Here is a 17,823-nt window from a genome sequence, read left to right as displayed (position 1 = left end):
TTGAGCGAAAAGGAGCCGAAGAAGTCCTGCCCCGTGCGCGCAGGCGCCGCGCGAGGCAAGGCAGGCCGCGACGAGTTCAGGATGCGGGTGCGCGATATCATGACAAGACCCGTCGTAACCGTGCAGGCGAGCATGTCTGTGCGTGTCGCCGCGCGGAAGATGCGCGACTGTGGCATCGGCATCCTCCCCGTGGTCGAGGCCGGCCGGCTCGTCGGCATGGTCTCGGACCGGGACATCACCGTGCGAATGGTTTCGGAATCGAAATCGGCCGAGAGCGTTGCGGCGGCGGAGGTCATGTCCCCCGGCGTCCTGCACTGCTTCGAGGATCAGACGATCGAAGAAGTCGCGGGCCTGATGGGCGACCACCAGGTGCGCCGGATGCCGGTCCTCGACAGAAGCGGACGGCTCGTGGGAATCGTGTCGATGGGTGACATCGCCGAGGATGCCTCGGAAATCCTCGCTGGGGAAGCGCTGGGCGAAGTGGTGGAGGACCGCTGACCGGCCCCTCGGTTCACGCGGCTACGGGCGAGATCTCGTGCGCGAGCCGGCCCACGTCGATCCCTGCCATCTCGGACAGGGCGGCGATGTCCCGGATCCGGATGTCGCGGTGATCCACCGTCGTTATGACGCCGTTGCGCACGAGGCGGCGCAGCGTCCGGCAGACATGGACGGAGGAAAGTCCCGTGAAATCGCCAAGCTGCTGCTGGGTCAGCGGCAGGTGGATGAAATCGCCTTCCATCTCGCCGATGGACTTGAGGCGCACGCTGAGTTCCAGGAGTGCATAGGCGATCCGCATCGGCGCGCTGCCTTTCCCGAGCCGCAGCATCCGTTCCGACATTCGTGCCTGCGCGGCGGCGGCAAGGTTGACCGCGAGGCCCTGCACGTCCGGGCAGGCCTGCTTGATCCGGTCCCATTCATGCTGGGAAAGGCTCGCGACCTCCACGTCGGTCAGAGCCTCGACCTGGAAAGCGGCGGTGAGCCCGTCGGCCGCGCCCGGCAACGCGATATCGCGGGGCAGGATGAAGTCGATGATCTGGGTCTGGCCGTCAGAGAGCGACTTCGACAACGCGAGCCATCCCTTGAGAACCCAGAGGACGGGAGCGCCGTTGTCGCCTTCGAATGCCAACTGGTGGCCGGCGCTGTAGCAGCGCGAATTCTTTTCAAGGTTGGAGCGAAACGCCTCGGCGTCCAACGCGCGGGTTCCCTTGGACCGGACTTCTGAAAGCCGGGTGGCGGCAAGATCGACGGAATCCATCAGAGCACCCCCCGTGCACTGCATGGCCGGATCGACACGCCCAAGGGCGCAACGGCGCCCGTGACAATCCCGGGGTGATTCCCGGCCGGAAAGAGAATTCATGTAGCAAGATGGGGATTGGGGGCGTTGATTCAAATCAACATGTCTTGCCCGATATGCCTGTGTCATGCGCGTGTGGGCAGCGGTCTTCTCCGGAAGCGCCTTGTTTTCAGACGGTTGAGGCGAATTCCTGTCGGCATTCGGATGGCGCCGATTTCCTGGCCCAGGCGGCGGTACGCCCGGATTGACCTGTGTCAATGCGGCCTGAGCGGCGCTGACCGATGGTTCACCGCGAATTTCTCTGCAGCAGCAATACGGAGGTGCCAGATGGCCAAACCGGAATCCGATACGAACCCCGTCGCGGAAATGGTCCGGCAGGCCCAGGAGTTCCTCGCCGCCAATCCCATGATCGGGCCGCAGGTCCGCCAGTTCTGGGACGCCCAGGAGAATATCCTGAACGAAGCCGAACAGTACGCCCATCACTGGTTCGAGCGTCGGCACGAGGCGACGCAGACCGCGCTCGAAGCGGCAAAGCGCATGACTTCGGTCAGCGCATCCGACCCGGCACATGCCATGACGGCTCTGGCGGAGTGGCAGACGCATTCGCTTGAACGCCTCGCCGAGGACGTCCAGGAATGGGTCACCATGTGTTCGCGCTGCGCGGGCTACCTGACTGCGAGCGAACTCGAGGCCGGCAAGGAGGCGGTGGAAGAGACGGCCAGGAAGGCCGGTCTTTCGGGCAAGGCGAAGCACGCCACGCCGGTCTGACAACCTGTTCGCGAAAACGCTGATGAAGGGGCCACCGCCGCAGCGGTGGCCTTTCACTTCGGGAGGCGCCCGAGCCTGCCGCTTGACCTGCGTCATTGCGCCGTTCGACCCTGCTGGCGAGATGGTTCGCGTGCAGGTTCCGTGACCTGCGCCCAAAAAGCCGGATCCGCAATCTGACGCGCCAAGGCCGAGTACCGAAGGAAAGGACGATGCCCCCAACGCTTCCCGAGACGCCCTTCGCGCTCCCGGTCGAGGAGGTGGCTGCGGCGCTCGGGACAGTGCCGAAGCGCGGCCTTGACGCGGAGGAGGTCTTGCGGCGCAGGCGGGTCCACGGCCCCAATCGAATGCGCCGGCACAAACCAAAAAGCGCCCTGGCGATCCTTGCCCACCAGTTCAAGAGCATAATCGTATGGCTGCTCGCGGTCGCGTCGGGCGTGTCATTCTTCCTGGGCGACATCGCGGATTCTCTGGCGATCGTCGTTGTCCTCGTCATCAATGGCACGATCGGCTTCGTTACCGAACTGCGTGCCGCGCGGTCGATGGAGGCGCTTCTGCGGGTCGCAGAGGTCCGCACACGGGTCAGGCGCGGCGGCGAGGTGCGCGAGGTCAATGCGCGCGATCTGGTTCCCGGTGACCTCGTGGTCCTTGAAGCCGGGGACGTCGTCACGGCGGATCTTCGCCTTGCCGAAGCCTCCAACCTGCAATGCGATGAATCCGTCCTGACAGGTGAATCGGTACCCGTCGCGAAAGGCATCGCCCCGATCGCCCCCGACGCGCTGGTCGGGGACCGTGGCAACATGGCCTTCAAGGGAACGGCGATCACCCAGGGCGCGGGCGAGGGGATCGTCGTCGCAACAGGCATGCGCACGGAGATCGGGCGCATCAGCGATCTTGCCCAAAGCGCCGAGGCAGAGGCGACCCCTCTCGAAAAGCGGCTCGACCGGCTTGGTCAGTGGCTGGTCTGGCTTACGCTCGGTATCGCGGCGCTCACGGTCCTCGCCGGCGTGCTGAGGGGGTACGAACTCACTGGCATGATCCAGACCGGCGTGGCGCTCGCCGTCGCTGCGGTGCCGGAGGGGCTGCCCGTCGTCGCAACGCTCAGTCTCGCGCGTGGAATGTGGCTGATGGCGGCTCGGAACGCGATCATCACGAAGCTGTCTTCGGTCGAGACGCTGGGCGCGACGACCGTGATCCTGACCGACAAGACCGGCACGCTGACCGAGAACCGAATGACGGCGGTGCGGTATATCCTCGATGCCTGCGACGTGGATTTCACCTCACGGAAAGCGATCGGGGCCGAGGACGAGAGGCTTCGGTGGGCGCTTCGCGTCGGAGCGCTCTGCAACAACGCGGAACTGGGCGACGGGTCGGAGGCGACGCGAAGCGGCGACCCGATGGAGGTTGCGCTGCTGGTCGCCGCGCGAAGGGCGGGGCTTGGCCGTCCCTCGCTGCTGGAGGCCCGCGCGGAGGTGAAGGAGCATGCCTTCGATCCCGACAGGAAGATGATGGCGACCGTTCATGCCGACGGCGACGTCCATCTCTACGCGGTGAAGGGCGCGCCTGAATCGGTGATCCCGTGCTGCAATCGGGTGTTGGCTGAGGATGGCCCGCGCGACCTTGACGTCGCCGAGCGCGCGGACTGGGCCAGCCGCAGCGACGCGGCGGCTCGGGACGGGCTCCGGCTCCTCGCCCTCGCCATGAAGCACCGAGAATCCGCGGAGGAGGCCCCCTACGAAGCCCTCATGCTCGTCGGGCTTGTTTGTCTGATCGATCCCCTGCGCGCGGACGTTCCCTCGGCGATCCGGGCGAGCCGCAGGGCGGGCGTGCGCGTCGTGATGCTGACGGGCGACCACGCCGACACGGCGGCCAAGATCGCGCGCGACGCGGGCCTCGGCGACGGTCCTCTTGCCGTGATCGAGGGGTACGACCTTGTCGATTTCGATGCCGGGAATGCGGATGGAGAGAGGCGCGAAAGGCTGCTCGCCGCCGACGTATTCGCCCGCGTCGCGCCGGAGATGAAGCTGACCCTCGTCGCGCTCTACCAGGAAAGCGGGCAGGTCGTGGCAATGACCGGTGACGGGGTGAACGACGCGCCCGCGCTCAAGAAGGCGGATATCGGCATCGCCATGGGTCAACGCGGAACGGAGGTCGCGCGCGAGGCGGCCGACATGGTGCTGAAGGACGACGCGTTCGAGACGATCATCGCGGCCATGCAGCAGGGTCGTGTCATCTTCGGGAACATCCGCAAATTCGTCGTCTACCTGATGTCCTGCAACGTCAGCGAGGTGCTGGTCGTCGGACTCGCGGTCGGAGCGGGACTGCCGACGCCGCTGCTTCCGCTTCAGATACTTTTCCTCAACCTCGTGACGGACGTCTTCCCCGCCTTTGCGCTGGGCCTCGGGGCGGGGGATGACAACGTGATGCGCCAGCCGCCCAGGGATCCCGCGGAACCGATCCTGGACGGGGCCCGCTGGACCCAGATCGGGGTTCTCGGCGGGGTGATCACCTTCGCGACGCTGACGGCCTTCGGACTGGCGCGCTTCCGGCTTGGGCTCGACGCGGGCGCCTCGGTAACGGTGGCCTTCCTCACCCTCGCGCTCGCGCAGCTCTGGAACGTCTTCAACGTCCGTGCGCCGGATTCCGGGCTTCTGCGCAACGAAGTCACGCGCAATCCGTTCATCTGGGCTGCGTTGTCCCTGTCCCTTGGGCTCGTCGCGCTGGCGCTGTGGCTGCCGGCACTCGCGGACCTCCTGCGGCTTCCCGCGCCGGGGAATGCGGGGCTCGCGCTGGCCGCCGGGATGAGCCTCCTGCCACTTGCCATTGGCCAGATCTTCCTGAAGCTCGCTCCCTTCCTGCGGCCGCGGCAGGGGCGAGGGGAAAAGGGCGCAGGCCGGCGGGCCGGGTCGCCTTGACCCCTGTTAATGCTCTCGTGCCGGCACTCGCCTAAAAGCATGCGGTGGCGGAGGCAGAGCCTCACGCCATGCACGCAAGAACATGCAGAAAGGACGGGAAGCAATGTCAATGCTGAAAGTCATCGAGGTTCTCGCCGAATCCGACCAAAGCTTCGAGGACGCGGCCCGAGTGGCTGTCGCCAATGCATCGAAGACGGTGCGCAACATCAAGTCGATCTACATCAAGGAAATGAACGCGACGGTCGATGGGGACAAGATCGTCAAGTATCGCGTCAACGCGAAGATCAGCTTCGCGCTCGACTGACCCCGGACACCGGCGCCTTCCTCGGAACCGACGGCCGGAAACCGGGGAAGGGCCGTTGTGTGCTACCTTACAGTGACGACGGTGCGGTAGGCACGTTCGGCGACCCGCATCGACACGCTGCCCAGAAGCGCCCCTTTGATGAGCCCGAGGCCGCGGCTGCCGACGACGACCATGTCCGCGCCGGTTTCCTTGGCCGCCTCCAGTATTTCTTCCGCGTAATCGCCGGAGCGGACCATCGTGCGGACGTTCCGGGCGCCGAGTTCATCGCTCATCGTCTGCGCCTCCGCGACGAGCTGATCTCCGATCGCCGAGACGGCACGAACGCGTTCCGCGTCCGCCGGATCTCGTCCCAGATGTTCCCGCATGTTCAAGGCCGTCATGCGCAGTTTCTCCGCAGCGTCGCCTGCCGGTTCCCGGACGATGTGCTCTGCTTCTGCCAGACGCAGGATTTCCTCTGCCGACTTCCCGTGCATCATCACGTGCAGGATGGTCAGATCCATCTCCAGCTTCGCGGAGAGTTCGGAAGCAAGCTCCAGCGCCCGCCGTGAATTGTCGGACCCGTCATAGGCCACGAGGATCTTTCTGGTCATGCCGCATCTCCCATTGCCGAGACACCAGCATGCCACGCCATAAGTGATGCGCTTTGACAGAGATTAAGTGAACGCCGCGCGCGCGAAAGACCGGCGCAAAACCGTCACGGAAGGGGCTGTTCTGGCTGGATGAAGTGGCAGCCCGTAGGGGAGTCGAACCCCTCTTTTCAGGTTGAAAACCTGACGTCCTAACCGATAGACGAACGGGCCGCGCTTGGCGTGGGGCGGTGTTTAGGCCAGCCGCGCGTGGTGCGCAAGAGGATTTTTTCACCTTTTTTTCGCGACGCGTCGGAAGCCTTCCTTCAAGGCGCGTGACGGCTTGAAATCACGCGCGCGCGGCGTCTTCGAGCCTGAGTTGAACGCGAGAGCGGCCGCCCCAGCGGTTGATTTCGAGCCGTCCGGCGAGGTGGAAACGATTCCCTCCATGCGCCTCGAGCGCGGGGCCGATCGGGCCGTCGAAGGCGCCAAAGGAGATCGCATCGATTCCCGCCGCCATGCCGTCCGAAAAGGTCAGACGCAGGTGCGACTCGCCCACCCGGCGGGCATGTGTGATTCCCATCGTCGGGAAGGCGAAACGGGGGGCGGGTGCGCCCTGGCCGAAGGGTCCGGCCTTCTCGATCTCTTCGATCAGTTCCGGCGTTGCCGCGCCGGGCATCAGCAGCCCGTCGAGCCGCAGGTCGCGCGGGCCGGTTGCTCCTGCTCCCTGGCGCGCGAGGAGATCCGAGAGGCGCTCCATCGCCGAGTCGAGGCGGTCTCTGGCGACGGTGAGCCCCGCCGCCATCCGGTGGCCGCCACCTTTCAGCAACAGCCCCTCGGACGCCACCCTGTGCACGGCGGCGCCGAGGTCGATTCCGGCGACGGAGCGGCCTGAGCCCTTGCCCTCGTTCCCGTCGATCCCGATCACCACGGCGGGGCGGTTCGTCGCCTCCTTCAGCCGGGCCGCCACGATGCCGACGACTCCGGGGTGCCAGCCTTCGCCCGCCGCCCAGACGAGCGGCGCATCGAGCCCGCGTTCCTCCGCCTGCGCCAGGGCCGCGTCACGCACCCGGTTCTCGATATCGCGCCGCTCGGTATTCAGCTGGTCGAGCCTTTCGGCCAGCGCCTGCGCCTCGTGCGGGTCGGCCGTCGCCAGAAGCCGCGCGCCCAGGTCCGCCGCGCCGATCCGTCCGCCCGCGTTGACGCGAGGGCCAAGAAGAAAGCCGAGGTGATAGGTGTTGGGCGCCTGGTCCATCCGCGCGACATCCGCCAGCGCGACAAGCCCGGGGCGTTCGCGTCGCGCCATGATCCTGAGGCCCTGCCGGACGAGCGCCCGGTTGACGCCCGTCAGCGGCGCGACGTCGGCCACCGTCGCAAGCGCCACGAGGTCGAGCATCGCCATGAGGTCCGGCCCCTTGACGTTGTCCTCGCGCAGGAGCCGGTTCGCCTCCACGAGCATCAGGAAAACCACGGAGGCCGCGCAGAGATGGCCAAGCTCTCCGCCTTCGTCCTGGCGGTTCGGGTTCACGACGGCGATGGCAGGGGGCAGAGTCTCGCCGCCAAGGTGATGATCGAGTACCACGACATCGGCACCGTTCGCCGCCGCGATCGGTTCGTGGGAAAGCGTGCCGCAGTCCACGCACACGATGAGCGAATGGTCCCGCGCGAGGCCTTCCATCGCCGGGACGTTCGGGCCGTAACCCTCGTCGATCCGGTCGGGGATGTAGAGCGTCGCGTCCCGGCCCATGGCCCGGAGCCAGGTGAGAAGAAGGGCGGCCGAGGCGCCGCCGTCCACGTCGTAGTCCGCGAAGACCGCGATCCGCTCACGGTCCTTCACGGCCTTCAGGAACCGCGTCGCAGCGGTATCCATGTCCTTCAGCCTCCGTGGGTCGGGCAGGAGGTCGCGAAGCTGGGGGTCGAGGAAACGCGCGGCCTCTTCCGGGGCGACGCCGCGCGAGACGAGTATCCGGGCGAGAGGCAGGGGCAGGCGGGTTTCCTGCACCATCGCCTCGGCCAGGCGGTCGGCCTCGGCCGAGGGCCCGGTCCAGCGCCGCCCGGTGAGCGACGCTTCGACGCCAAGGAAGGCGGGGTCGGGAAAGGCGGCCGGCCCGCTCACTTCGCCGGAGAGCGGTAGATCATCCGGCGCACGGAGCCGGTCTTCGACCGCATCAGGATGGTTTCGGTGGTGACGAAGCCGGGCTCGCGCTTGACGCCGTCAAGGATCGAACCGTTCGTGACCCCCGTCGCGGCGAAGATCACGTCGCGGGTCACCATCTCGTCGCGCGAATAGACCCGGTTCAGGTCGGTGATCCCGGCCTTCGCTGCGCGGCCGCGTTCGTCGTCGTTGCGGAAAAGCAGCCTGCCCCACATCTGCCCGCCCATGCACTTGAGGGCGGAGGCCGCGAGCACGCCCTCCGGCGCGCCGCCTGCGCCCATGTACATGTCGATGCCCGTCAGGTGGGCCTCGGCGCAGTGGATCACGCCAGCCACGTCGCCGTCGGTGATCAGGCGGATCGCCGCGCCGGTGCTGCGCACGTCCTCGATCATCTCCTCGTGGCGCGGGCGCTCGAGGATACAGACGGTGATGTCGCTGTCCTTGCAGTCCCGCGCGCGGGCCAGGGCCTTCACGCGTTCGGAGGGCGACATGTCGAGGCTCACGACGTCCTTCGGATAGCCCGGGCCGATCGCCAGCTTGTCCATGTAGACGTCAGGCGCGTGCAGGAGCGTGCCGCGCGGCGCCATCGCGATCACGGTCAGCGCGTTCGGCATGTCCTTCGCGGTCAGCGTGGTGCCTTCAAGCGGGTCGAGCGCGATGTCCACTTCCGGACCTTCGCCGGTGCCGACCTCCTCGCCGATGAAGAGCATCGGCGCCTCGTCGCGCTCGCCTTCGCCGATGACCACGACGCCGCGGATTTCCAGCATGTTGAGCTGATCGCGCATGGCGTTGACGGCGGCCTGGTCGGCGGCCTTCTCGTCGCCGCGCCCGATCAGGCGGGCGGAAGCGTGCGCGGCGGCTTCGCTGACGCGCGCGAGCCCGAGGGACAGCATGCGGTCGTGAAATTCGGGCGTCTGGTGCGTCATGTGCGGTCCTGCTGTCCTTGGGGTCTCTGTTCTTCGCATCTATCCAAGACACCTCGCCCGGGGCAACCCCGTCGGCGCTAACAGGCGCGGATCAGTCGGCCGGATGGTCCCGACAGCCGATGCGAAGCTCGCTGCCGCCAGGTGCGCGGAAACCGGCCGCATGGCAAGCGGCGCGCCAGCCTGGGTTTAGGCCTGCCGGTCAGACTTCCTCGATTCGGATCGCCACTGTCTGGCCCTCGACGACGCCCGTCGCGGCGAAGCCGCGGATCGCCAGGTCGATCGCGTCGCGCGTGGTCTTGTGCGTGACGATCAGGACCGGGGCCGAGATGTCGGCGTGCCCATACTGGCGCATCCGGTCGATCGAGATGCCGGCATCGCCCAGGACCGCCGCCACCTTGGCGAGAGCGCCGGGTTTGTCCAGAAGCTCCATCCGCAGATAGTAGGGCGCCGGCGCCGCGGCCTTCGCCGGGATCGCGTCGACCAGAGAAAGGGCCGGCTGCCCGAAGGTCGCGATCCGCGATCCGCGCGCGATCTCGATCACGTCCGACATGACGGCGCTCGCCGTCGGTCCCTGGCCCGCGCCGGGGCCGCGCATGACGATCTGACCCACGCTGTCGCCTTCCAGGACGACCATGTTCGTTCCGCCCTGCAACTGGCCCAGCGGGCTTTCCGCCGGGACGAGGCAGGGCGACATGCGCTGTTCGAGCCCCCGGCCCGTCATCTGCGCGACGCCCAGAAGCTTGATCCGGTAGCCCATGTCCGCCGCGCGCCGGATATCCTCGATCGAGACGTGGCCGATGCCCTCAAGCTCCACCGCGTCGAAGCTGACCTTCGTGCCGAAGGCGATGGAGGCGAGAAGCGACAGCTTGTGCCCCGCGTCGATCCCGTCCACGTCGAGGCTCGGGTCGGCCTCGAGATAGCCGAGCTGGCGCGCCTCCTCGAAGACGGCCTCGTAGGGAAGTCCCGCATTTTCCATCCGCGTCAGGATGTAGTTGCAGGTGCCGTTCATCACGCCCATGACGCGCTTGAGCCGGTTGCCCGCGAGACCCTCGGTCAGCGCCTTCACGACCGGAATGCCCCCCGCGACGGCCGCTTCGAAGCGGATCACGCGGCCGGCCGTCTCGGCCGCCTCGGCAAGCGCCTGCCCGTGATGCGCAAGAAGCGCCTTGTTCGCGGTCACGACGTCCTTGCCCGCGGCGATGGCGGCCTCGGTCGCGGCCTTCGCCGGACCGTTCGCGCCGCCCATGACTTCCACGAAGACGTCAATGTCCTTCCGGCCGGCAAGCGCCACCGGATCCGTTTCCCAGGCATAGCCCGAAATGTCCGCGTCGCGGTTCTTCGTCCGGTCGCGGGCAGAAACGGCGGTGATGGCGATCTCGCGCCCGGTGCGAAGGCGCAGGAGCTCGGCGTGGTTCTGAACGATCTTCACCACACCGACGCCCACCGTGCCGAGGCCGGCGATGCCAAGACGCAGCGGTTCGGGCATGGAAGTCTCCAAACGGGAAAAAGTCGGTCCGCGCCCTGTTAGCGTGTTCGCCCGTCCCTTGCAACGAGGCCGGGCGCTCGTGTTGCCTCAGTCTTCGATGCCGGACCGCAACCGCGCTCCGGTTTCCGCGTCCACGACCGGTGCGCGGAGCGCTGCGGCCCTTGCGCGGAGCCGCGCCGCGCGTTCCTGAAGCGAGGCTTCGAGGTCGGGTCCGGCGATGCCATCCTCCGCTGCACGGGCGAGGACGTCGTCGATGGGCATGAGCGCGGGGTAGTCCGCCCGGGCGGCTTCCGGGCTCATCGCGGCCTCGACCTCGGGGAATTGCGCGCAGCCCGAGAGCACCGCGACGAGTGCGGAAGCCAGAAGGGCGGGGCGGGGCAATCGGGGCATAGGGATCTCTCAGTGCCGTGCGTGGAGCCAGAATACGCGCCCGGGCCGCCCCACCACAAGGGCGGGCCGTTCGAGCGGCGGGGGATTGAACTGAACGCACGTTCAGATAATCTTCTCCCATGGCGCGAAAGACCGGTTCTCATGCGGAAATCACAGGCCCGAAGGTCCGCGAGGCGGCGCTTCGGCTTTTTGCCCGGCATGGGTTCGCTGCGGTCTCGATGCGCCAGATCGCCGCCGAGGTCGGCGTGCAGGCGGGGGCGCTCTACCTCTACACCCCCGACAAGGAGACGCTTCTCTTCGAGCTTCTCCAAAGTCACATGGAGGACCTCCTCACCGCCTGGGAGGCAGAGCAAAAGGGCGACATGCCTGAAGAGCGGCTTGAAGCCTTTGTGCGTTTCCACATCCGCTTCAACCTCGACCGGGCCGAGGCGGTGTTCCTGTCCTACATGGAACTCCGCAATCTCGGTCCGGAAAACTTCCGGGTCATCGAGGACCTCAGAAAGCGCTACGAGACCGAGCTTGAAACCATCCTGAGGGACGGGCAGTCGGCGGGCGCTTTCGCCGTGCCTGACACCAAGCTTGCCGCCATGGCGATCATCGCCATGCTCACGGGCGTCAACACCTGGTTCCGCGAGGGCGGGCGGCTCAGCCGCGCCCGCGTCGAGGAGATCTACTGGGACATGGTGCGCAAATCCGTTTCGGCCTGAAAGCGCGGGCCGAATCGAAGGAACCGTGCCCGCCAGCCTTCGCTGACGGGCCGGGCGCGCCTAGTGGGCCGGGCGGATGAAGGTGCCGTTCCGAAGCTCCGTCATCGCCTGCATCAGTTCGGCCTTCGTGTTCATCACGATAGGGCCATGCCAGGCGACCGGCTCCTCAATCGGGGCGCCGGAAATGAGGAGGAAGCGCACGCCTTCCTCGCCCGCCTGAACGGTGACCTCTTCGCCAGTCCCGAAGCGGATCAGCGTCCGGTTGCCGGAAAGATCACGAATATTGACCTCTTCGCCCATCACTTCCTTTTCCAGAAGCACGCCCTGCGGCTTCGAGGCGTCCGCGAAGGCGCCCGCGCCCTCGAAGACATAGGCGAAGGCCCGGCGGTAAGTGTCAATCTTGAAGGTCTTTTTCACACCTGCAGGGACGAAGACGTCCAGATATTGCGGGTCCGCCGCGATGCCATCCACGGGGCCCGACTGGCCCCAGAACGACCCGACGATCACCTTCACGCGGGTCCCGTCGTCATCGATGATCTCGGGGATGTCCTTGCCCTTGACGTCCTGGTAGCGCGGCGCGGTCATCTTCAGCGAAGAGGGCAGGTTCGCCCAGAGTTGAAAGCCGTGCATCTGCCCCTTGGCATTGCCGAGCGGCATCTCCTGGTGAAGGATGCCCGATCCGGCGGTCATCCACTGAACGTCACCGGCGCCGAGCCGCCCTGCGTTGCCCAGGGAGTCGCCGTGTTCGACGGTGCCGGCCAGGACGTAGGTGATCGTCTCGATCCCCCGGTGCGGGTGCCATGGGAAGCCTCGGACGTAGTCGGAGGGCGTTTCTCCCCGGAAATCGTCGAAAAGCAGGAACGGGTCGAGTTCGGTCGGGTCCTGGAACCCGAAGGCGCGGTGCAGCTTCACGCCGGCGCCTTCCATCGTGGGCGTGGCGCGGCGGGATTCGAGGATGGGTCGGATCGACATGGGCAAACTCCTGTGCGCGGTGATCTGAATATAGATCGGGGCAGGGCGGCTTCCAATTTGCGCCACGCTCACCCCCTTCGTGCATCAGCGCACAGAAGTCGCCGTCAGATGCCTTTCCCGCGCGCCGCTACCGCCTTCATCACGACGTGAAGCTCATGCACCGCGGAGGCGGCCATGGAGCGGAAGACGTAGATGTCGAAGGAAGAGGCGCCGGACCGGATCAGGATCATCGGGATATGGCCAAGGGCGGCCCGCGCCACCGCGCCCTTCCCGAACTCCGCCATCCGGAGGTCCAGCGGGGCGAGCCGCGCCAGAACCGCTTCCGCCTTCTCTCCCTCGAGCCGCATCGCCGCCCAGCCGTCGGACTGGTCGGTCAGCGCCGCGATCTCCGCAAGCCCCTCGGGTGGTTCGGTTCCGATCAGGAATGCCTGACCGCGTCCGGTCCAGACGGCCGAGGCGCCGCCCTTCGAGGCCGTCTTGCCCGGTCCGGGGAATGACAGGCCGAGCCCCTTCAGAGTCGAGGATACCGCGCGCTCCTGCCCGTTGAAGGGCGCGACCGAGGTGATGGGGCCGGGGCGCAGCTCGCTCAACGCGGAACCTTGCGCCGTGACCGGCAGCAGCCCTTCGCAGGGGGTCTTTTCGATCAGGCTAGCCACGCGCGCGCCCTCCGTCCTTGTCGTAGAAGACCGGGTCCATAACCTCGCACAGAAGGTCGTGGCCCCGGAGGTGATCGACGAAGCGCACCATCTCGCCGCGTCTTGCGCGCCCGTTCTTGAGGAACGCGAGCCCCAGCCAGCCATGCGAGGTCGGCGCGTGGCAGACCGAGGTGACATAGCCCTGGTCGTTCACCGCCGTCACGTCCTCGCCCGGCGTGAAGAGATGCGCCCCCGCCGTCAGCTTCTTGCCCGCCTGGACGGGGCGCAGGCCGACGAGCTGTTCGCGCTCGGGCCCCGACAGGCCCGGGCGCTGGCTCGCCGCCTTGCCGATGAAGTCCTTCTTCGTGCTCAGCATGCCCTGAAGGCCGATGTCGAAGGCCGTTACGCGGCCGTGGATCTCGGCATGCGTGATGAAGCCCTTCTCGATCCTCATGACGTTCAGCGCCTCCATCCCGTAGGCGCAGCCGCCCATCGCCTCGGCCCGCGCGACGAGGTCGCGGTATAGCGCTTCGCCGTAGCGGGAGGGCACCGCGATCTCGAACCCCATTTCGCCCGAGAAAGAGATGCGGAACAGCCGCGCGTCGATCCCCATCAGCCGTACCTTGCCGCAGGCCATGAAAGGGAAACTCTCGTCGTCGATCGGGCTTTGCAGAACGGTGTTTAGAAGCTCGCGCGCCTTTGGGCCGGCGACGGCGAACTGCGCCCAGTTCTCGGTGACCGAGATGAAGCGTACGTCCCAGTCCGGCACATGCGCCTGGTGGACGAATTCGAGGTGCTTCATGACCTGGCCCGCCGCGGCGGTCGTGGTCGTCATGAGGAAGTGGTTCTCGGCAAGCCGCGCCGAGGTGCCGTCGTCCATGACGAGCCCGTCCTCACGCAGCATGAGCCCGTAGCGCACGCGCCCGACAGGAAGGGTGGAGAAGGTGTTCGTGTAGACGAAGTCGAGGAAGCGGCCGGCGTCCTTTCCCTGGATGTCGATCTTGCCGAGCGTCGAGACGTCGCAGACGCCCACGGCATGGCGCACCGTCCTGACCTCCCGGTCGCAGGACTCCTGCCAGTCCATCTCTCCCGGCCTGGGGAAATAGGAGGGCCGGTACCACAGCCCCGCCTCGATCATCGGTGCGCCTCGTTCCCGCGCGGCCTTGTCCGAGGTGGTGAAGCGTTGCGGCGCGAAGCCCGTGCCCTGGCCGCCGGCACCCATCGCGGCGATCGAGACGGGCGTGTAGGGCGGGCGGAACGTCGTCGTTCCGGTCTCGGGGATGCCGCGCCCCGTCGCGTCGGCCAAGAGCGCCAGCGCACCGACGTTGGAATTCTTGCCCTGGTCCGGCGCCATGCCCTGCGTCGTGTAACGCTTCATGTGCTCGACCGAGGCGAAGTTCTCCTGCGCGGCGAGCCGGACGTCCTTCGAGGTCACGTCGTTCGCGAAGTCGAGCCAGGCGCGGCCCTTCTCCTTCACTTGCCAATAGGACTGCACACGATACGCCGTGTCGTCTGCCGCCGGCAACTCCGCCTTCGGCGTCGTCACGCCGAGCGCTTCGAGCGCTTCCGCCGCCGCCCGCGCCCCGTCCTCGAGCGCGCGCTGGGTCGAGAAGACACCGTTCGCGGCGCCGCAGGCCCGCAGGCCGGGCACCGCGCCCGGTTTCGGCACGAAGGCCGAAATGTCGTCGTTCCAAGCAGGCCGCGCGCCGAGGTGGCAGGTCAGGTGCAGCGTCGGGTTGAACCCGCCCGAAACGGCAAGGCAATCGGCCACGATCGTGCGCGTGCCCGTCGCATCGGCGACCGTGATCTCCTTCAGACCTTGGCGGCCCTTCGTTTCCACGACCCGCGCACCGGTGTAGACCGGGAATTCGCCGGAGACCCTGGCATCCGCGCGCACGTCGATCAGGGCGGCGACCTCGACGCCCGCCTCGTGCAAATCACGCGCGGTCCTGTGCGCGTCGTCGTTGTTGCAGAAGACCGCGACGCGGCGACCGGGTGCCACGCCCCAGCGGTTCAGATAGGCGCGCACCGCGCCCGCCATCATGATCCCGGGCCGGTCGTTGGCCGGGAAGGCAATGGGCCGTTCCAGCGCGCCGGACGCCAGGACCGCCCGTTTGGCCACGATCCGCCAGAAACACTCGCGCGGAAGCTCCGCCGCCGCCTTGGCGAGGTGTAGGCCCACCCGTTCCAGCGCCCCGTAGGTGCCACCGTCATAAGCGCCGGTCACGGCCGTTCGCGTCATCAGCCGGACGTTCGGCATTGCCTGAAGCTCTGATAGCGTCTTGGCGACCCACAGGTGCGCGGGCTCGCCGTCGATCGACTCGGTCTCCGCCAGGAGCCGCCCACCCATGCGCGTGTCCTCCTCGGCGAGGATGACGTCCGCGCCTGCGCGCCCCGCCGTCAGCGCGGCCATGAGCCCCGCCGGGCCCGAGCCGATCACGAGAAGGTCGCAGAAGGCATAGGCCTTTTCATAGTGCTCGTCGTTGCTTTCGGCCGAGAGCGCGCCAAGCCCCGCGGCGCGGCGGATCAGGGGCTCGTACAGCTTCTCCCAGAAGGCCCGCGGCCACATGAAGGTCTTGTAGTAGAAGCCCGCGCCGAGGAACGGCGCGAAAAGATCGTTCACGCCAAGTACGTCCACGGCGAGCGACGGCCAGCGGTTCTGGCTGCGCGCGTCAAGGCCAGTGTAGATCTCCTGCATGGTCGCGCGCACGTTCGGTACCTGCGCTGCGCCGCGCCCGATCGTGACGAGCGCGTTCGGCTCCTCCGATCCCGCCGTCATCACGCCACGCGGGCGGTGATACTTGAAGCTGCGGCCCATCAGCCGCACGTCGTTCGCCAGGAGCGCCGAGGCGAGCGTATCGCCCTCCAGCCCGACGAATTCGCGCCCGTCGAAACGGAAGCCCACGGTAGCGCGCGGGTCCAGAAGCCCTTTGCCCTCGATCCTCATTTGCGCGCCCCCCGCTCGGCCACGAGTTCCGCCCCGAAGATCTCGTGCGTGACCGTGTCACGCTCGACCACCAGCCAGGCGGCGCAGCCCTGTTCGTGATACCAGAGATCCCGCGTCCGTCCCGCCGGGTTGTCGCGCAGGTGCAGATGCGCGTCCCAGGCCTCGGGCGGGGCATCGGCCTCGGGGCGCTGCGCGAAGTCCTCCGCGCCGTAATAGTAGAACTCTCGCCGGTCGCGGGGGCCGCAGAGGGGGCAGGGGATTCGCATTTTCTTTCCCTCAGTGCAGGTTGTGCTGCGAGCCGGTGCCTTCCTCGTCGATGAGGTGGCCGGTCGCGAAACGGTCGAGGCGGAAGCGGCGGGCGACGGCATGGGACTCTCCCGTCGCCATCAGGTGCGCCATGCACCAGCCCGAGGCGGGCACCGCCTTGAACCCGCCGTAGTTCCAGCCGCAGTCGATGAAGAGCCCGTCGACATGGGTCTTGTCGATGATGGGCGAGCCGTCCGGCGACATGTCCATGATGCCGCCCCAGCTTCTGAGGACCTTCGCCTTGCCGATCATCGGCATGAGCGTCATCCCCGCCTCCATCACGTGCTCGACCATCGGCAGGTTCCCCCGCGCGGCGTAGGAGGCGTAGAAATCCAGGTCGCCCCCGAAGACGAGGCCGCCCTTGTCCGACTGCGAGATGTAGAAATGCCCCATCCCGAACGAGACGACATGGTCGATCACGGGCTTCAGCCCCTCCGTCACGAAGGCCTGGAGGATGTGGGACTCGATCGGCAGGCGCATCCCGGCCATTGCCGCGACCTGGCCGGAGCGTCCGGCGACGACGATGCCGACCTTCTTCGCCCGGATCGCGCCACGGGTGGTCTGAACCCCGATCACGCGGCCGTTCTGGATGTCGATCCCGGTAACTTCGCAGTTCTGGATCAGGTCGACGCCGCGCTGGTCGGCGCCGCGCGCGTAGCCCCAGGCGACCGCGTCATGCCGCGCCGTGCCGCCCCGCGGGTGCAGAAGCCCGCCGTAGACCGGGAAGCGCGTGTTGTCGAAGTCCAGATAGGGCAGGTAGCGGCGAACCCCTTCGCGGTCGAGCAGGATCGCGTCGTCGCCCTGGTTGATCATCGCGTTGCCGCGACGAGCGAAGGCGTCGCGCTGCCCGTCCGAATGGAAGAGGTTGATGAGCCCGCGCTGCGAATGCATCACGTTGTAGTTGAGTTCGGCCTCGAGCCCCTCCCAGAGCTTGAGCGAGTGGGAATAGAACTCCTGGTTTCCCGGCAGGAAGTAGTTGGCGCGCACGATCGTCGTGTTGCGCCCAACGTTGCCACCGCCGAGATAGCCCTTCTCAAGCACGGCGACATTGGTGATCCCGTGGTTCTTGGCGAGATAGTAGGCGGTCGAAAGCCCGTGCCCGCCACCGCCGATGATGATGACGTCGTATTCGGCCTTGGGCTCCGGGTCCCGCCAGGCCGGCTTCCAGCCCGTATTGCCGCGAAATCCTTCGGTTAGGACCCTCAGACCCGAATAGCGCATCGACACCTCCTGCCACGGCTCAGACTGAACCGGGTTTCGGGGGCATTTTCAATGCCGCAGAACCAAATCCCTTCCTGCCTGCGACATGATCCGGTCGTTTCCATGCTCGCTTGGGCCGGAAGTCGACGGAAAGCGATGGAAGCCGGTCCGGCGGGCCGGGAGTTCGACCGAACGCGAAGAAAGCCGGGATACCTCGCGGATGGGCATGCCGCATGGAAGAGGTGAGTTCGGGGC

16 protein-coding genes and 1 tRNA gene are annotated in these 17,823 nt (G+C 67.2%); 5 read left to right on the top strand and 12 right to left on the bottom strand.

The window, feature by feature from the left end:
• The gene (locus tag ABCN56_RS05175; protein ID WP_343079691.1) at positions 1-498 is read left to right on the top strand and encodes a CBS domain-containing protein; all 498 of its coding nucleotides are present in this window, start codon (positions 1-3) and stop codon (positions 496-498) included.
• Between the two features lie 13 nt (positions 499-511).
• Here ABCN56_RS05175 and ABCN56_RS05170 read toward each other — a convergent pair whose 3' ends face one another.
• Entirely contained in the window at positions 512-1,255 is a 744-nt protein-coding gene (locus tag ABCN56_RS05170) for a Crp/Fnr family transcriptional regulator (RefSeq protein WP_343079690.1), read from the bottom strand.
• A 366-nt stretch (positions 1,256-1,621) separates the two neighbouring features.
• Here ABCN56_RS05170 and ABCN56_RS05165 point away from each other — a divergent pair, with 366 nt between their 5' ends.
• The 3 genes from ABCN56_RS05165 (at position 1,622) to ABCN56_RS05155 (ending at position 5,278) form a co-directional block, all read left to right on the top strand.
• Entirely contained in the window at positions 1,622-2,062 is a 441-nt protein-coding gene (locus ABCN56_RS05165; protein WP_343079689.1) for a hypothetical protein, read from the top strand.
• A gap of 209 nt (positions 2,063-2,271) precedes the next feature.
• Positions 2,272-4,974 carry a cation-translocating P-type ATPase gene (locus ABCN56_RS05160; RefSeq protein WP_343079688.1) on the top strand — a complete coding sequence of 901 codons (2,703 nt, stop codon included), beginning with the start codon at positions 2,272-2,274 and terminating at the stop codon, positions 4,972-4,974.
• A gap of 103 nt (positions 4,975-5,077) precedes the next feature.
• The gene (locus ABCN56_RS05155; RefSeq protein WP_343079687.1) at positions 5,078-5,278 is read left to right on the top strand and encodes a dodecin family protein; all 201 of its coding nucleotides are present in this window, start codon (positions 5,078-5,080) and stop codon (positions 5,276-5,278) included.
• 62 nt (positions 5,279-5,340) lie between these two features.
• Here ABCN56_RS05155 and ABCN56_RS05150 read toward each other — a convergent pair whose 3' ends face one another.
• The 6 genes from ABCN56_RS05150 to ABCN56_RS05125 form a co-directional block, all read right to left on the bottom strand.
• Positions 5,341-5,868: a universal stress protein gene (locus ABCN56_RS05150; protein WP_343079686.1), complete on the bottom strand. Its 528-nt coding sequence runs from the start codon at positions 5,866-5,868 to the stop codon at positions 5,341-5,343.
• A 135-nt stretch (positions 5,869-6,003) separates the two neighbouring features.
• A tRNA-Glu gene (locus ABCN56_RS05145) sits at positions 6,004-6,078 on the bottom strand.
• A gap of 115 nt (positions 6,079-6,193) precedes the next feature.
• Positions 6,194-7,960 carry a single-stranded-DNA-specific exonuclease RecJ gene (gene recJ / locus ABCN56_RS05140; RefSeq protein ID WP_343079685.1) on the bottom strand — a complete coding sequence of 589 codons (1,767 nt, stop codon included), beginning with the start codon at positions 7,958-7,960 and terminating at the stop codon, positions 6,194-6,196.
• A complete protein-coding gene (gene glpX / locus ABCN56_RS05135; RefSeq protein ID WP_343079684.1) occupies positions 7,957-8,925 on the bottom strand; it encodes a class II fructose-bisphosphatase in 969 nt (322 codons plus the stop codon). The genes recJ and glpX overlap by 4 nt, the downstream gene beginning before the upstream one ends.
• 199 nt (positions 8,926-9,124) lie before the next feature.
• Positions 9,125-10,411: a homoserine dehydrogenase gene (locus ABCN56_RS05130; protein ID WP_343079683.1), complete on the bottom strand. Its 1,287-nt coding sequence runs from the start codon at positions 10,409-10,411 to the stop codon at positions 9,125-9,127.
• An 87-nt stretch (positions 10,412-10,498) separates the two neighbouring features.
• The gene (locus ABCN56_RS05125) at positions 10,499-10,801 is read right to left on the bottom strand and encodes a hypothetical protein (RefSeq protein WP_343079682.1); all 303 of its coding nucleotides are present in this window, start codon (positions 10,799-10,801) and stop codon (positions 10,499-10,501) included.
• A 119-nt stretch (positions 10,802-10,920) separates the two neighbouring features.
• Here ABCN56_RS05125 and ABCN56_RS05120 point away from each other — a divergent pair, with 119 nt between their 5' ends.
• Positions 10,921-11,508, top strand: coding sequence for a TetR/AcrR family transcriptional regulator (locus ABCN56_RS05120; RefSeq protein WP_343079681.1), 588 nt, complete (start codon positions 10,921-10,923; stop codon positions 11,506-11,508).
• A 60-nt stretch (positions 11,509-11,568) separates the two neighbouring features.
• Here ABCN56_RS05120 and ABCN56_RS05115 read toward each other — a convergent pair whose 3' ends face one another.
• From ABCN56_RS05115 to ABCN56_RS05095, 5 genes are all read right to left on the bottom strand, one after another.
• On the bottom strand, positions 11,569-12,480 hold the full coding sequence (locus ABCN56_RS05115; RefSeq protein ID WP_343079680.1) for a pirin family protein: 912 nt from the start codon (positions 12,478-12,480) through the stop codon (positions 11,569-11,571).
• A gap of 104 nt (positions 12,481-12,584) precedes the next feature.
• A complete protein-coding gene (locus ABCN56_RS05110) occupies positions 12,585-13,136 on the bottom strand; it encodes a sarcosine oxidase subunit gamma (RefSeq protein ID WP_343079679.1) in 552 nt (183 codons plus the stop codon).
• Positions 13,129-16,062 carry a sarcosine oxidase subunit alpha family protein gene (locus ABCN56_RS05105; RefSeq protein WP_343079678.1) on the bottom strand — a complete coding sequence of 978 codons (2,934 nt, stop codon included), beginning with the start codon at positions 16,060-16,062 and terminating at the stop codon, positions 13,129-13,131. Before ABCN56_RS05105 ends, ABCN56_RS05110 begins: the two co-directional genes overlap by 8 nt.
• Positions 16,059-16,328: a sarcosine oxidase subunit delta gene (locus ABCN56_RS05100; RefSeq protein WP_343079677.1), complete on the bottom strand. Its 270-nt coding sequence runs from the start codon at positions 16,326-16,328 to the stop codon at positions 16,059-16,061. Before ABCN56_RS05100 ends, ABCN56_RS05105 begins: the two co-directional genes overlap by 4 nt.
• Positions 16,329-16,338: 10 nt before the next feature.
• The gene (locus ABCN56_RS05095) at positions 16,339-17,589 is read right to left on the bottom strand and encodes a sarcosine oxidase subunit beta family protein (protein WP_343079676.1); all 1,251 of its coding nucleotides are present in this window, start codon (positions 17,587-17,589) and stop codon (positions 16,339-16,341) included.
• Positions 17,590-17,823 lie beyond the last annotated feature (234 nt).

Origin of the sequence: Ostreiculturibacter nitratireducens (genome assembly GCF_032670585.1) — a bacterium.
Lineage (GTDB): Bacteria > Pseudomonadota > Alphaproteobacteria > Rhodobacterales > Rhodobacteraceae > Ostreiculturibacter > Ostreiculturibacter nitratireducens.
The sequence above is the reverse complement of the archived record's forward strand: the minus strand, read 5'-3'. Positions and strand labels throughout refer to the sequence as shown.